Raw genomic sequence first — 16,726 nt, forward strand, 5'->3', positions numbered from 1 at the left:
CTAAGCATTAGAGCTAGCTTTTTTAGTAATTGGCATTAAAGCTGCAACTGAAGTGTGATGAGCTTTTTTGTCTTTAAGGAAAGTAACTCTAACAGCTTGAACTTGATCTTTTTTAATTAGTATTTCTTCTTCAATAAAGCGATTATCTGAAAATTCATGAACTTTTCTATTTGAAATATCAAGACTTTCTCAAGGACCATTAGCTGTTTTTCTATATTCTACTTTATAAGAATCGCTTCTGTAGTATTGACCTTTTCAGAATAAAAGTTTAAATCCATAGATTAGATCATCTTTATTTTGATCTTTAAATGAAAATGTTAGTGAAGGATTTTGATCTGAATAACTAGCTAATCAATAATATGTTTGTCATCAATAAGGTTTAAAAACTAAGTTAGCTGAATAACCTCTATGTTGAGAACTTACACTAATGTTAAAATCATTTTCTCTTTGTCAAGATTCATAATCTTTGTCATAGTCTCCATATGTTGCAAATCCATTTATGCTTATTTCAATTAGAATACCTTGGTAATTACCTCTTGAAATCTCAAAAACAAGTTTTGCACTACCTTCTTTATCATTTAATGAAGCACCATGGTTTTCTTCAAAAGTAGAGTTATTGTATTTTAAAATTCCATATCCTTTAAAAGTTGCATCAATTTCATCTTTTAAAGAAATTTTTGTTGATTTTGCTAATTCTTTATTTTCACTTCCAAGGCCTTTTTTGTAATTTGGAAGCTCTATTGGAAGAGTATTTTTTCGATTTTCAAAATATTTTTTGATGATTAAATCTTTTAGCTCATTATAGCGTTGCTCACGTTTTTCAAATTGGTTGTAAATTGATTGTAAGCTTAAATATGTTCATTCAATCGTTTTAGTAAAAGCAAATTTATCATCAATATGAACATCAAGATTAACACTTCTTTTACTATTGTTTACTTGTTCACTTTGGCTTTTAAAAGTAAATTTTACTTTAGCTTGTTTAAATTTGTTTTTATCTAGAATTTCTTGAGGAAATTCAAAAGTTTTTGAATTTTCATTTGATTCTTTTTCAATTAAACTATAGTTAAAATCATTTATACCTATATGAGAAATTTGTTGTATATTCTTTTTCTCTTCTTTAACATTAATATCAAGATTTCTTAAAAAATCTCTTGTAGCTAAAAAATCCTCATTTGCTGATGTGTAGTCAAAGGTATTATTTGAGTTTGGATAAAATAAAGCAATACCAAAAATTATATGACTAATTGTATATTTTCCTGATCTTAATTCACCTAAGTTAATTTTTTGATCTTTAGATTTTGTAGTACTAAAGTCTATTTCTTTTGTTTGTCCACTTTGATCATCAGTTTTTGAAAATACTAATTTAGCTGTTATGCCTTGAGGAAGCTCTTCTGAAAATGATAGATTTAGATTTTGACCATCACTAGAAATTTTTGTCAGCTCTACTTCAGGAGCTCCTGAATTTTGCCATCATTTTTGTACATTTGAATCTTCTTGAGTTTGGCCTTGATCATTTGCATTGTTTTGAGTATTTCCTGGATTTTGTGGCTCTTCAGCTTTAGGAGCTTTTGGCTTTTCAGGAGTTTTTTGAACTTCTGGTTGCTTATTTTCTTGTTGTGTATTACTACTTTCAGGATTTGTAGGAGGCTTTTGAGTCTCTGGTTTTTTAGAAGCCTCTGGCTGTTTTTGTGGCTCTTGAGGAGCTTGATCTTTTTGATCCATATTTTTAATTTCAGGATCTTTAGGAGTCTGTGCTTGTTTTTCTGGAACTTTTGGACCTTGGATATTTTTATTTGCCATGTCTTTAACTTGAGGATCTTTAGGAGTCTCTGCCTGCTTTTCAGGAGCTTTAGGATCTTGAGGCTCTTTGTTTTGATCTTCAGATTTTACAGGAGGCTTTTGAGTCTCTGGTTTTTTAGGATCCTCTGGCTGCTTTTGTGGAACTTGAGGAGCTTGATCTTTTTGGCTCATGTCTTTTATTTCAGGAGCTTTTGGTCCTTCATTTTTCTGATTCATATCCTTAATTTCAGGAGTTTTTGACCCTTGATCTTTTTGTTCCATTTCTTTTGTTTCAGGAGCTTTTGGTCCTTCATTTTTTTGTCCGTTATCCTTAATTTCTGGATCTTTTGGACTTTGAGGCTCTTTGTTTTGATCTTCAGGTTTTGTAGGAGGCACTTGAGTCTCTGGGGTTTTTGAACTATCTGGATTTTGAGGGCTAATTATTGAGTTTCCATTAGTATTTGTATTATTTTCTTTAGGAGCGCTTTGAGGACTAGTTTGTTTTGTGTTTTGTTTTGCGCTTGGATCAATTTGATTATTAGACTTTGTTGTAACACAAGAAACTAGAGCCATTGGAGATAAAATTAATGTTGAAAATATTGCTATAAATGTAATTTTTTTACTTTTTTTCATAATATTCCTTATATAAAATAATTTTTTAAGACTTTTTGATATATAAAAGCTAACTAAAAAAGTTTATAAAGTTTGCTTGATATATCTAAAAAAGTACATTGAAAAATATACCAAAGAATTAAATAAAAATTAAAATTTAATTCATTTTGGTTAAATTTATCTTAGGATTTTGGTAATTGGCATTAAGCTAGCAATAGAAACTCATCTTGGTTTTTTTCCATCCAAGAATCTAATTCTAACTGCATTAACTACTTTTTTGACCTCAACTATTTCTTGAATAAAGCGCTTGTCTTTTTCAAAAGGTTTAACATCTTTAACTAAAGTATCTAGTGCTTTTCACTCACCATTGGCACTTTCTTTATATTCAACTACATAAGAGTTTTCTTTGTAATATCTTGGATCATTTCAAATTAAAAGCTCAAATCCATATATTAGATTTCTTATTCCGCCTCTTCAGGCAAATTCTACTGTAGGTTCTTTTTCACTACTTGTATATCAATAATCATTTGTTCTATTGTAATGAGTAAATACATAATCTACTTTATAGTTACCACCATGAGAGCTAGATTTTAGTTCAAAATCTACACTTCTTTTTGCACCGTCATAACCAGATTCATAGTTACCTACTTTTGCAAAATTGCCAATTGTTATTTCTATACCTTTTTTGACATTACCTCTTTTAATTGTAAAATGTAAAGTTGCATTTCCATTATAGTCATCAAGTGTTCCAAATTTACTAAAACTTGCAACAACTTCATCTTTTAGAGAAATATTTTCTCAATTATATTTTCTAAAAGTAGGTATTTCAAAAGGATGTATACCTTGTCTTTGGCTAAAATAAGTGTTTATTAGATGATTTTCTAATTCTTTATAACTAGGATTATCTTTTACATATTGATTGACAATTTCTAGGTTAGTTTTAAAATTTCATTCAAGATTTTTAACTACAGCAACTTTATCGCCAATTTGTACTTTAATAGCAACGCTTCTTTTTTTATTTACTATATCTTCATTTGTTGATTCAAAAGAAATTTTCATTTCAACATTGGTAAGTTGATTTTCATCTAGTGTTTCTTTAGTAAATGTAAAAATATCATTTGCCTTATCAGTGCTTTTTGGATTTAACTTTAAATCAAAATCATTTAGGCTTAAATTTGAGAAATTTGCTAAATTTTTTCTATCGTCTTTGATAGCAAAGAGATGTTTTTCTAAATATGCTTTTATTTTATTAAATTCTTCATCAGAAGTATTTGCAATTATGTTTGAATCAAAGGTGTTATTTTTAGTTGGTGTGTATGTAGAAAGACCAAATAAAATTTTCGAAATTTTTCATTTGGCCTTTTCTAAATCACCTAAACTAATGGTTTGTGTTTTTGATTTTGTAGTCACAAGATCAAAAGTTTTTTCTTCAGTGCTATTTTGATCATCCTTTTTAATACTTACTTTAGTTTTTATACCAGCTGGAATTTCTTCTTTAAAAGTTAAATTTAGATTCTTTCCATCACTTGAAACTGCCAAAAGTTCAACTTTAGATTCTCCTTGAACTTCCCACCATTTTTTATCACTTGGCTTATTTGGCATTTCCTCTTGCTTAGGAGGATTTGAAGGAGTATTTGACTCTGGTTTTCGAGTTTCATTGTTTTGAGTATTGTTTGAATTATTGTTCGAATTATTGTTTTGAGTATTATTTGAATTATTGTTTGGCGTATTATTTGGAGAATTGTTTGAATTATTGTTTTGAGTATTGTTTGAACTATTGTTTTGAGTATTATTCGAATTATTGTTTGGGGTATTATTTGTAGAATTGTTTGGAGTCTTTGGGGTATTGCTTGTACCACAAGAAACTAGAGCAGTTGGAGCTAAAATAATTGTTGAAAATATCAATGAAGATATAAATTTTTACTTTTTTTCATAACTTTTCTTAACTTTCCTTACATAAATAGTTTAAATAAATATATGTATGCACATATTCAATCATTTTAACAAAAAAACTCGAAAAATCTTCTTTTCATAAGCTTATAGGTTTAAAAACACCTTGAAAGTCTACTTAAAATATTATTTTTTCTAGTTTTTAAAAAACAAGAAAAGTAAAAAAACCTCAAAAAATCAGCTAAATTTACTAAAAAAGTCTTAAAAATTCAAATAAAAGTACTTTTTTATTATCTTTTTTGGGTTTTTTAGTTTATTTTGATAAAAAACTAAAAGATGATCTAAAAAAGGTTTAAAGATTATTACTATTTTAGTTTTTTTAATAAATATTTTTTTAAAAGCAATCTTTTAAAATAAATAAAAGAGACATTATAAAAGCAGTTTTGTTTAAGTTTAAAGATCAAAAATCTTGAAGTTAAGTTAAAACAAAATTTATAGACCTTAGCTCAAAAAAACATCTTTTTTTATTAATATAATAGGAGTTATTTAAAACTTGATTTTGATTGATTTTTTAAGAAATAAAAAAGCCAATCTATAAATATTTATTTAAGATAAGTAAAAACTTATTTTTTGATTAAAAAGCCAGTTTTTATTTTGAAATTTTTGAGCTCTAATAAGCAAAATGATAAGTTTTTGCATATATATGTGTAAAAAATAAGCTATTTTAATTTTTTGTTATATACTTTAAAAAATATAAATGATCTATATTTTTTTTTTATGGATTTTTAATCCAAAATAATAAGCAATAATATCTTAATAATTATATTTATAAGGAGATAAGGAGAATAATGTCAATAAAAACTTATGACAAGGAAAACAGTGAAATTCACGTTAAAACTCCAGTAGAGAGCACTCTTTGAAAGCAAAGTCAAAAAAAAGCTTTTAATAAACTAAAGAGCAAAATTAATATTCCTGGATTTAGAAAAAACTCTTCAAGCCCACAATTTGATAAAATTGCAAGAGCTAAAATATCAAAAAATGATATTTGAGCAAAAGCCATTGATGAGACTTTAAATAGCACTTTTGAAATAGCTCGTAAAGAACTAGACAAAGAAGATTTAGAAAGAATCCTAGGAAGAGCTAATTATAGAGTAAGTAAAATTACTGAAGATGAAGCTGAAATTGAATTTTTCTGACCAGTAAGACCTGAAATTGAAGATTTTAAATACAAAAACTTAAATGTTAAGTTTAAAGAAGTAAAGGTTACCAAAAAAGATATTGACCAAAGAATTCAATCTTTAATGGAAATGGGTGCACCTATTGAAGAGTCTAATGAGCCAGCAGAGTTAGAAAATGAAATGGTTTTTGACTTTAAAGGTTTTATTGACGGTGAAGAATTTGAAGGTGGCTCAGCTGAAGAATTTAAATTAAAACTTGGATCTAAATCATTTATTCCTGGCTTTGAAGATCAATTAGTTGGTTTAAAAGCAGGAGATGAAAAAGAAATTAAAGTTACTTTTCCAGCTGATTACTATGTTGAAGAATATGCAGGTAAAGAAAGTGTTTTTAAAATTCTAGTTCATAAAGTTTTTAAACCTAAAGCCAAAGAAATCAATGATGAAACAATTAAAGAATTAGGCTTTAAAGGAGTTTCTAACTTAGAGCAATTAAAAGAATATCTAAGACCTTCAATTGAACATAAATTACTTGAAGATTCATTAACTGAATTTAAAAATGAAGCTTTTAATAAAATTAAAGAGCTTAATGATATCAAAATTCCAAGAGGACTTCTTTTAGAAGAAATGACTGCAATTAATGAAAAATTCAATGAAACTCTAAAAGCTCAAGGTCTAAAAAGACGTGAATATTTAGAAATGACTAAGTTAAGTGAAGAAAAAGTAGCTGAACAAGTTAAAAAAGAAGCTATTACAAAAATTAATGAATATTTAATTTTTGAACAAATCAAAAAAGCAGAAAATGTAACTATTAGTGACGATATTATTGAAGATCATTATAATATAATGGCTAAAAATTACAATATTGAAGTTGACAAAATAAAAGAATTTATTCCAGTTGATAAATTAAAGGAAGATCCTAATTTATTAAATGAACAAGTTATTTTGAAACTTTTAGAAGTAAATGACAAAAGCGCTTTTGAAAAAGCCAATGCTTTAGGAAAAGCCAAAAATCCAAAAAGTTCAAAAGGAAAGGAAAAAAATAATGGATAAAAAATTAGAAAATATTTTAGAAGATGAAAATAAAAAAAGCTCTGAACCAGTTGAAGAATCAGCTAGTGTTGTTGGAGAAGTTAAGGTTTCAAATGAAATTTTAGACTTTTCTTCAAGAAAACGAAGAGTTAAAAAAGATTCAAACAACGACAATTAATTTCTACTAATTATCTATTTATAACTAACTACCTAAAAAGTTTTAGGTAGTTTTTTATTGCTTTTTTTGACAAGGCCTTTTAAATAATAGGTTAATATTCTTAGCAAAAATACTTTAAAAAATCTCTTAAAAGTTTTAAAAAATTCCTAAAAAATTCCTGAAAATTTATTAAAAAAGTCTAAATTATTTGTTATTTTTTGTCTAAAAAGAGCTTTTGAGCCATGAAAAAAAGACAATTTTTAGTGTATTATTTACAAGATAATAGAATTAATTACCAAATACTTAGTTTGTTTTTAATGAAAAAAACCTTAAATTCGATTGATAATTAGAAATTCTAATACAATTGTTAATTATTAGGATAAATTCGTAAAGTTTAATAACCCTAACTAATATTTTTATTATTTATCTTGGAGTTATTATTAAAGACAAACTTTTTTTGAGAAAGAGGATCTATGCAAAAGAAAACAAAAGCAATTATTGGTATTACTACAGGAGTTGTTGCAGTAGGTGCAACAGCTGGTGGACTTGGGGCTTACATTGGAACTTCCAAAAATATTGCCTCAGATAGTGATCTATATTTAGTAAACACTGCCCCTGAGTTAGTTCCTGTTGTATCGGAGAAATTTTTACAATCAATTACAGCTCGAGATCTTACATTAAGTGATCTTCAAGGTAAAATCTTAGACCAAGAAAACATAAGTTTTGAAACTAGAGATTTATCTGTAAAGTATCAAATTATTAGCTTTGAACAAATTGCAAACACCAATGGACAAAGAATTAGTGTTACTATTCGTGTTTCTAAAGGAAACCAAAGTAAAACTTATACTAAAGAAATTAATGGATTTTTAACATTAGTTCAAGGAACAGAGAAATTTTTAAATTCAATTAATGAAGATAATATCAAAGATCATATTAAACTTTCACTTCAAGAAGCGGCCAAAGATAAAAACGCTTCTCAGATTCTAGCAACTGACATAGTAGTTGCTTCTGATTTAGTTCTTAGAGACTATGAAATTAAAGTCTCTAGTGTAAATGTTGCTTCTTTGACTTCAGTTAATGTTAATTTACTAATTTCAAGAAATGGAATTCAAAAAGAAGTAAAACAAACAATTATTGGAATTATTCCAGCATATCAATCAAAAGTAGATCAAGCCAATGATGTTAGACCACTTATTAAAGATAATTTAGTAATTTCATATAATAATGGAATCGACTCTCCAAGAGATCTTATTAATAAAGTTGCCTCTCAAATAAGCTTAAACGATTTTCATCCTATTGTTCCTTCAGATAATGACGTTGATTATAAAGTTGTTTCAATTAAAGCCTCAGAGCAAAATGCTCAAAGTGTTATTTTAACAATTAGAAAAACTTCAAAAACTCATGGAAACAATGCTCCATATTCAAAAGACTACACTGTTGAATATGATAATTTACTTTCAAGTGATATGTTTGAGTTATATAACAATAGAGTTGAGGCAAACTTTAGTGTTAATTTTCAAACTCAAGCAAAAAGAAGTGCTTATGAATATACAATTAGCGATTTAAAAACTATTGGTCGTTTTTCAATAGATGATCTTCAAGATCCAAGTAAAACTATTTCTTCTCTTCAACAAAGAGGTTTTAAATATGATCTAGTTGATTGGGCAGGAACTGACTTTAGTACTGGACTTGCAACTATTGAAATTTCTTATGGCCAAGAAAAATGAAGATATTCTAAGAGTGTTTCTGGATTTTTAAGTCAAAATGAACTACAAAAAAGAATTTTTGATGAACTTGTAAGTAAATTTAGTGCTAATGAAATAACAGCTTCAAGAATTAGCTCAAATAACGGAAGACTTGTTACACAATTTGTTACAAGTGATTTTAAAATTGACACTCCCGAAGGAGATATTTACAAAAGAGCAGGAGTTAATAGTCAAATCTTAAGTATTACTAACGCTGACGATGAAAAAGGAAGTTTAACTTTAAAAGTTAGACTAATAGTTGGTTCAAATCAAAAAGAATTTGATATAAATGTAACTAATCTTCCTACTAGAGAAGTTGTTCATAGATTTTTAATTGACAATCTTGTAAATGAATTAAAAAATAATGAACAAAGACCTTCACTTGTTAATCGTGAAACTTTAGATTCAAAAAAAGCCTCAGAAGTTTAAGTTAGTGACTTTAACCCTATTAGAAATAGTATTGAACAAGATGGAAGAGCAAGCGCTGTTCTTAAATCTATTGAAAATACCAATGACCAAGAAGGACGTCTAACCTTAGTTTATGAAATATCTGTTAAAGGAGTTACTAACATTAACTCTGGTATATATAAAGTAGACTTTGGTGGATTTAATTCAGAGAGAAAAACTAAAGAAAATCTAATTAGAAAATACACTGAAAAACAGTTAGTGCCTTTTTTTGATGAAAAAGAAAATAAAATTAACTTTCTTCCTAGCCAAGCTACATCAGATAATTGGTCTAAATTTAAATTCCCTGCCTTAGATGATGAGGATAAAAACAAAAACTTAAAACTTTCAATTGTTAATACCACAGAAGCAAATGATGAAACTGGAACTCTTAGTCTTCAAGTAAAAGTTGAAATAGAAGGTTTTAGTGATCCAAGAGTTAAAGATACTTATATCGTTAATGTCTCTGGTTTTAGTTCAAATGCATATGTTAAATCTCAAAGAGATGTTGAAGCTTATTCAAGAGAAATTGCAGCTGAAAATCTAATTCAACTTAGAAAAGATTCATTAATTGATAAACAAACAACTCAATCAAATGACTCTTCTTTAATTAATAAGTTGGAAGTTTTACCTTTTTCTAAAGGTGGCGTTGAAGCTAAAATAACCAACACAAGAAGAAAAGGTGATGGTAAGTCAGAAGAGACAATATTAGTTGTAACACTTGAGCTAAAAAGCCAAATTTTAGCTACAGAAGAGTTCTATAGCAAAAGCTTTGATTTTGAAGTGCCAGGATGAGCCTCAAGTGAGCTAATAAATAATAAAAATGACCTAGAAGGTTATGTACAAAACACTTTAGTTTCTAAAAGACCAATTATTCCTTTTGTCAAAGATTTTGACAAAAGTACAACCTTAGTTGATGCAGTTAAACTAGAGGATTTTGTTAAAGATTATTCAGTTGTTCATAATGGAAAAGGAATTAAATTTGAAGTAATTAGCTGAAGTTCAAATCCTCTTAGTGAAGAACAAATAAGAAATTTTGAACAGTCAAATACTGAAATTACTCACTCAGGAACAGCTACTGTTAGAATTTCTATAGGTGAAAATACTAATAAATGATCAGATACATATACTTTTGTAGTTGAAGGCTTTCCAAGTTCTAGAAAAGCTGATAACCAAAAAATTGTTAATGATTATGTTGATCTTCCAGAAACAGATACTACAAAAGCTAAACCTTTATTAGCAAGAAATGTTAATAGAAATACATTAGCTCCAAGATCACTTTTAACTAGTCATTTTGAAATAAACACTCATAGAAATAGATCTAGAAGAGTTAATGTAATTATTAAATCTGTAGAAGTGGACAAAAATGACCAAACCAAAGCTATTGTAACTTTAGAAGCTTCAGCTGGTAGTGGAAATGAAAGAGCTACTAAAGAATATGCATATAGATTTGAAGGATTTTTAAATAACCTTCAAGAAGATATTTACAATGACATTGAAGCTATTGCAAGAAGAATTAATGCAGCTCAAAGAGCAAATAACATTGAATTAATTTCTTCATCTTTTAGATTAGCAGATCCTAGATCAAAAAAATTAGCCTCAGAAGCTCTTGCTAGTGATTTATTCTTTGCAAATTCAAATAGCGGTACTATTTTTAGTGCCAATATTGACTCAAGCGGAGCCCAAGACATTAGTGGTAAAGTTAGATTTACCATTAGAGGAACAAGAGATGGTGAAAGTATTAACTCTTCAACATTAGTTGAAGCTACTATTTTCTCACCTAATGCACAATTAATTATTAATAAAGCCCCAGAACTAGCTCCTATTTTTGCCGGTCAAGTTCAAGAAAAAACTAATGCTAATGCACAAACTAGTGATCTAAGAGTAATTGCTCCACAAAATCAAGAATATGAACTTGAATACAAAATTGTTTCTCTTAGAGCACACAACTCAACCAATAGAGCAATAGATGGCTCTGAAGTATCTGTTCAAATTAGTGTTAACATCAAAGGACAAAGTGGATTTACACCTAAGGTTTATACAAGAATTTTTAGTGGATATTTATCAAATGATAAATTTGCTAACAAACAAAAAGTTGATGACTATATTTCAAGAGGCTCAAGAGCAAATTTAGTTATTGATAATGCCATTAAAGGACAAAAATCTGTTATTGAACTTGAACCTTCAGATTTTAGCTTTGATTTTCAAGCAGCTGGACTTAACTTAGAAATTGGAACCATTACTACCAAAGGCACACTTAATACAACAGCTGTTGTAGAAGTGCTTGTTTCAGCTGGTAATACAACTAATTCTCGTTATACCAAGAGCTACAATGTTGAAATAGCAGGCTTTAAAGAACCAGGAGCAGCTGAAAATAGAATTAAGCTTAAAAAATATATTAATGATCTTGCAAATAGAAAAAACCCAGTTTTACTTCAATCAGTTGACAAGGAAAACACTAATGCCTCAGATCTAAAAGCTAGTGATTTTGAAATTGTTAAAAATGCTGGCTTTTCTGGAGATATTATCCAAACTATCGAAAGCATAGCTAGAAAAGATAGAAACCCAGAAGTAGCACTAGTGACTATTAAAGTTGTAACTGGAGAAGGTGATAAAGTTGCTGAAGATAAATATACCTATGAAATTCCAGGTTTTGCTTCTAATGAAAGAATTAGACACCTAGGATTAATTTCAGCTTATACCTCTTCAATGAGCGAGGCTTTATATCAAAGAGCTAAATTAACTCAAAATAGAAAACCAAATCAAGTTTCGCTTTTAGCAATTACCCAAGATCAATTAAGTGTTAATTCTAACTTTACAATTGATCAGTTATCTAATCACTCTCAATTACACTTTTCTGTTTTATCAGTTGTTCCAAAAATTAATGAAGAAACAACTGCCATTATAACCATTAGAATTCAAGCTCCAACAAGTAATGCAGGAGTAGCAGACAAAGACATAGCAACATTTACCTACTCTTATGAAGAAAGTGGATATTTAACTAATGGACAAGTTCCAAACTTCTTAAAAGCTCAAGATTATGCTAAAAAAGCAGAAAATCAACGTTCTAAACCAATTTTAAATACTGGTTTAGATAAAAATAAAACCCCTGTTAGACGTCTAACAATTAACTCATTTACAATTACTCAGCCAACTGAAGAAGGTCTAAAACTTGAAATAACCAAAGTTGAGCCTGATCCAACTAATAACAATAATGCTAAAGTAACAATTACAGTTGTTGCAGGATCTGGAATAAACGAAAATAGATCAGTAACTTATGAACACATTGAAAGAGGTTTTGCCTCAGAAGGAAAAGCTGTTAATGAAGCAAATGTAAAAGAATACATTGAAAGTAGTGATAAAGCCCTTCCAAGCCTAGTAGTTGGAATTGAAAAAGAAAGAGTAGAAGCTCAATCTATTAGCTCATCTAATCTTTTTATACAACAGCCCGATCCTACAAAAGGATTAAGTTTAACAATTGAAAAAGTAAATGTTCAAGATCAAAGTTTAATTGTTGAAATTAGAGTCTCAGCTGGAAGTGGTCAAAATCTAGCTAGTCAAACATATAATCACACAATTACTGGCTTTGCAACACAAGAGCAAACTAAAAACTATGCTCTTTTAAGAAAATATGTTACTCTGCCAGGAAGAAGAACTCCTAGCTTAGTTGAACCTCAATCTAGAAGTGTCAAAACAGTAAGCCAATTACAAACTAATGATTGAAAAATTGACCAACCAGGATCTGGAGAATATAGTTCTATACAACTTTCTATTAAAGAAATTAAAGAACTTGAAAGAGATAAATCTTGAGCTGTAGTTATAGTTGAAGCAACTATTAATGGCTTAAAAGATACTTATCAATATCTTTCATCTGGTTTTGCAACTCAAGCTAAAAAAGTTAATATTGACTTAGTTCAAAAATGAGTTAAAGAGCAAGCCCAAACTAATAAACCTACTTTAAAAAATGAAGTTGAAACACAAAAAGCAAATATTGCAGTTATTAACTTAAATGTTGACAATGACTTTATAATTCCTACAAATCTACCAGAGAACTTAAGTATAGATCTTCTTTCAGTATCTGAAAAATCAGATTCAGAAACTGATCAAAAAATTGCAAGACTAAGAGTTAAAGTCTCAGCTGGTAGAGGTAGTGACTATTATGAAGAGTTTTACTATGTAGACTATGAAGGTTTTGCAGAAAGAAGAGTTGGTCAATCAATTAGAGCAATTACTAACTACATTGCCAATGTTGAAAATAGAGCTCAAGTTTTCTTGAAAGTTACCTCATCTATTAATAAACACCCTTCTGAAATTACCAAAGAGGATTTAGACATTCCTAACTCAGGAGTTGAAAACATCAAAGTTGAAATTACTGAAGTTAAAAAAATAGAAAATGACGCAACTACTTTAGATCTAAACAGAGTTACAGCTATTGTTAGAGTAAGCTCAACTGATCAAAGTCTTACAAGCCATACTGCAACTTATGAATCTAACATTTTTGGCTTTACCACAAGAGCTTCATATTTAATTCAACAACTAATAAACTCAAATGCAAGACCAAGTGTTTTACAAACAAAAGATGGTAGTCAACAAGTTGTAAGTCAAGAAGAAAGAAAGAAAATTTTACCTTCAGAGATTAACGTTGAAAGTGATCTTTCATTTAACAATGTGACTATAAATAATCTTACTAATGATGATTTAAAACACTTTAATTTTAGATTTACAAATGTAAATCCAAACAATGATAGAGGAACTTTAAGTCTAAGTGTTATAGCTACAGTAGGAGCTACTACAAGATCATTTAACATTAGCCTTGAAGGCTTTGCAACAGCTTCATCTCGTGCAGTTGAAAAAGCTCCTCAACTACAATATATCTACTCTAATGCAAATCTTAGCCAAGAAGAGCAATCTGCATCAAAAGTAAATGCAGTTGATTTTAGACTAACAAGTGATAGTCAAGCTAATTTACCTCAAAATTTAACTTATACAATTACTAATGTAGTCTCATCAACCTACAATGTTACTCAAGGCTCAACTACTCAAAGTAGAACCAAAGCTACTTTAACTATTACCATTAGTTCTTTAGATCAAACTTCATCTAGAACTTATACTCAAGAAATTGAAGGCTTTGTAAGTGATAATAGAGCTGAAAATATTGTAGCTGTTAAAGGTTATCTTTCAGAAATTCAAGCCAGTGGAAGAGCCCCTGAAAGTGGAACTACTGTTATTCAAATTCCTACTTTAGATCCAAGTGTAACTCAAAATAACTCAACTGATGAATTTGTTAATAAAATCCTTACAAATGAACATGCTAGTCTTGGAATTAACATTAATAAAAATCCTCAATCTAATAATAGCAATTTAGAACAGAGCATTTTAAGTGCTGAAGTTTTAACAACTAATGAATATCCAGCTGAAAGTGTTAAACTTATCATTCAAGTTAAATCTAAAAAAGGTGATGATCAAGATCACTATAGCAGAGAATACTGAGTTGTCTATAGTGGATTTATCCAAAGAACTGGAGCTGATATTCTAAATATTAGAAGAGCAATTGAAGCTTCTTTAAGAGAAAACGATAAAGCTCAGCACATTGTAAAAGTAAAAGAGTCTTCAAGAGAAAAAATTACAAAAGTAGAATCAACTACCACAGTTGGCAAAAACTTCTTTACAACAAGTGATTTTGAAATAAACAATGAGCTAATTAAGACAAAAGTAACAAATGTACAAAATATTGACAATTACAATGTTGAAATTTTATCTGTTTTAGATATTTCTCAAGAAAACATAATCAGCGGTAATGCTAGAGTTAAAATTAGAATATCTAAAAAAGATAACTCTAGTGAAAAATCTGAATTTATTGTAAATATTAGTGGTTTTGAAACTCTTTCTGAAGCTTTTGATAAATACATAGAAAGTTCAACAAGATTTATCCCTTCTGTTAAAGAAGCAAATAAAGATCTTTGAGATACAAAAGCTACATCTGAAGAAAATTTCTTTAGCACTCCAAGCCAAAACAAAATAGATAACAAATTTGACCTTGCAGTTAAAGAAAGATTTGTCTTTAGTGTTGATACATCAAAGGTTAAATTTAAAATGGAACTTTCAAAAACCATCAAAACTAACTTTGGAATAGAATCAACCTTTTTCCAAAGTGCTCAATATGAAGAAGATGTTGATGGATTTAAAAAAGAGCTTTTTGATACAAATGACATTTTTAGAGTCCAATATGAAAAAGATGGCAAAACTATAAATAAATATGTCAAAGAAAATGAAAAAAACTCTCACAATATAGACTTTACCAAGATAAAAAAACTTGAAATAGGACCTAACTTTAGTGAAATTCCTAAAGACTACTTTAAAGATGCTTCAAGTTTAACTGAGCTAAAAATAAATAGCGGAGTAAGCAAAATTAAAGAAAGTGCTTTTGAAAGTGCCAAACTTACTTCATTAGAACTTCCTAACTCTCTTGTTGAAATTGGTCCAAATGCCTTTAAAAATTCAGTTTTAACCTCTTTAAGTGGTCTTGAACAAACTAAGCTAAGTGCTCTAAAAGAAAATGTCTTTGAAAAAGCAAATGATAGTATTAAAACTATAATTTGAAATTGAAAAAAAGAGCTAGCCCTTAAAGAAGAGCCTATTTTGACCTCAACTAATAAAATTCCTAGCTCAGAGGACAAAAAAGCTAAAAAACCTAGCCAATTTGAACAAAGCAACTTTAGTTTTGCCCCTATCAAACAAGAAGACAGTGATATTCACTTTGAAATTACAGGCTTTAGCCAAGATGATGTTTTTGGAACAATAGAAATAACTTATAAAATTAAAATTAAAAAAACAGATGAGTCTTTCCATGTCTTTGATGAAAATAATCCAAGTAAAAAGGTCTTAACTGACTTTAAAACTAATCTTGAAGAAAAAGTTACTCAAATTAAAAATGCCTCTTCATATTTTGACAGTTCCAAAATAGAAACTATCGAAAAAAGAAAAGACACAAGCTCTAATAATACTTCAACTGAAAATCAAAATAAATATAGATTAGTTCAATGAAAAGATGTTAACAAAGGTAGCCAAAGTGTATTTTTACCTCAATCAAGTGTTAATGCTCCTTTTGTTGAAACAACTCAAATTGGAGACAAAACTACAAGTGTTTTAGATTTTAATAACCCACAAGGATCTCAAATAAGAAACAATAGTCTTTTTGAAAATTTAAAACCTAAATCAAGTGCTTATTTAGTTTGATCAAATGATGCTTCTTTAAAAAACCAAAGTAAAATTACCTTGCTTTCAACATTTAAAAATAACTCTACTCACTCTCTTCACTTTGAATCAAAAGTTTTATCTGGATGAATTCCAGGTCCTGGATCTCTAAGATTTGACCAAAATAATTCTAATATTGATCGAGAATCCCAAGATGTTAACAAAGCCAATATTGAAAGCACTGAAAATAACATTACAGCCAAAGGATCTATGCCACAATCATTTATTTTTGGACAAGAATCAAAAACAATTTTAGAAATCTATAGAGATGAACAAGGACGCTATGAATTTACTTTCTTTGTCTTTAACAACAATGACAAAGTTAAAAGATACAAAGTTAGAATGAAAACTGAAGCAGTTGCCAAAGCATATCTAATAGATCTTAGTTCTATTGGAGATACTGGAAATGCAAAGTTCCAAGCAAAATTAAAATCAGTAATTTCATTTAATCAGGAAAATAATTTCTTAACTTATGAAGAAAGAATTAAGCTATTAGACGAGCTTGGTAAAAAATGATTTAACAATATTTCAATTAAAGATGACTCAAGTGGCAAAGTAGAAAATATGACAGAGTACCATAATTGAAAAACTGCTGAAAATAAACAAAATACTACAACCACCACCACAACAAGCTAAGT

At 28.6% G+C, this 16,726-nt stretch carries 6 protein-coding genes; 4 read left to right on the forward strand and 2 right to left on the reverse strand.

What is annotated here, in order from left to right:
• Complete coding sequence (locus EXC36_RS00915) at window positions 1-2,412, reverse strand: hypothetical protein (protein ID WP_129690032.1); 2,412 nt, start codon at window positions 2,410-2,412, stop codon at window positions 1-3.
• Window positions 2,413-2,568: 156 nt separating this feature from the next.
• Window positions 2,569-4,296, reverse strand: a complete 1,728-nt coding sequence (locus tag EXC36_RS00920) for a hypothetical protein (protein ID WP_129690034.1) — start codon at window positions 4,294-4,296, stop codon at window positions 2,569-2,571.
• An 833-nt stretch (window positions 4,297-5,129) separates the two neighbouring features.
• Between EXC36_RS00920 and tig the strand changes: the two genes are divergently transcribed.
• From tig to gli349, 4 genes are all read left to right on the forward strand, one after another.
• Entirely contained in the window at window positions 5,130-6,509 is a 1,380-nt protein-coding gene (tig, locus tag EXC36_RS00925) for a trigger factor (protein ID WP_010925013.1), read from the forward strand.
• A complete protein-coding gene (locus tag EXC36_RS03965; RefSeq protein ID WP_010925014.1) occupies window positions 6,502-6,666 on the forward strand; it encodes a hypothetical protein in 165 nt (54 codons plus the stop codon). The genes tig and EXC36_RS03965 overlap by 8 nt, the downstream gene beginning before the upstream one ends.
• Window positions 6,667-7,118: 452 nt before the next feature.
• On the forward strand, window positions 7,119-8,819 hold the full coding sequence (locus EXC36_RS00930) for a lipoprotein 17-related variable surface protein (RefSeq protein WP_129690036.1): 1,701 nt from the start codon (window positions 7,119-7,121) through the stop codon (window positions 8,817-8,819).
• A 30-nt stretch (window positions 8,820-8,849) separates the two neighbouring features.
• Window positions 8,850-16,724 carry a gliding machinery surface structure protein Gli349 gene (gene gli349, locus EXC36_RS00940; RefSeq protein WP_408634246.1) on the forward strand — a complete coding sequence of 2,625 codons (7,875 nt, stop codon included), beginning with the start codon at window positions 8,850-8,852 and terminating at the stop codon, window positions 16,722-16,724.
• The last annotated feature ends 2 nt before the right edge of the window (window positions 16,725-16,726 follow it).

The organism is Mycoplasmopsis pulmonis (genome assembly GCF_900660575.1).
In the GTDB taxonomy this organism is placed as follows: Bacteria; Bacillota_I; Bacilli_A; order Mycoplasmatales; family Metamycoplasmataceae; genus Mycoplasmopsis_B; species Mycoplasmopsis_B pulmonis.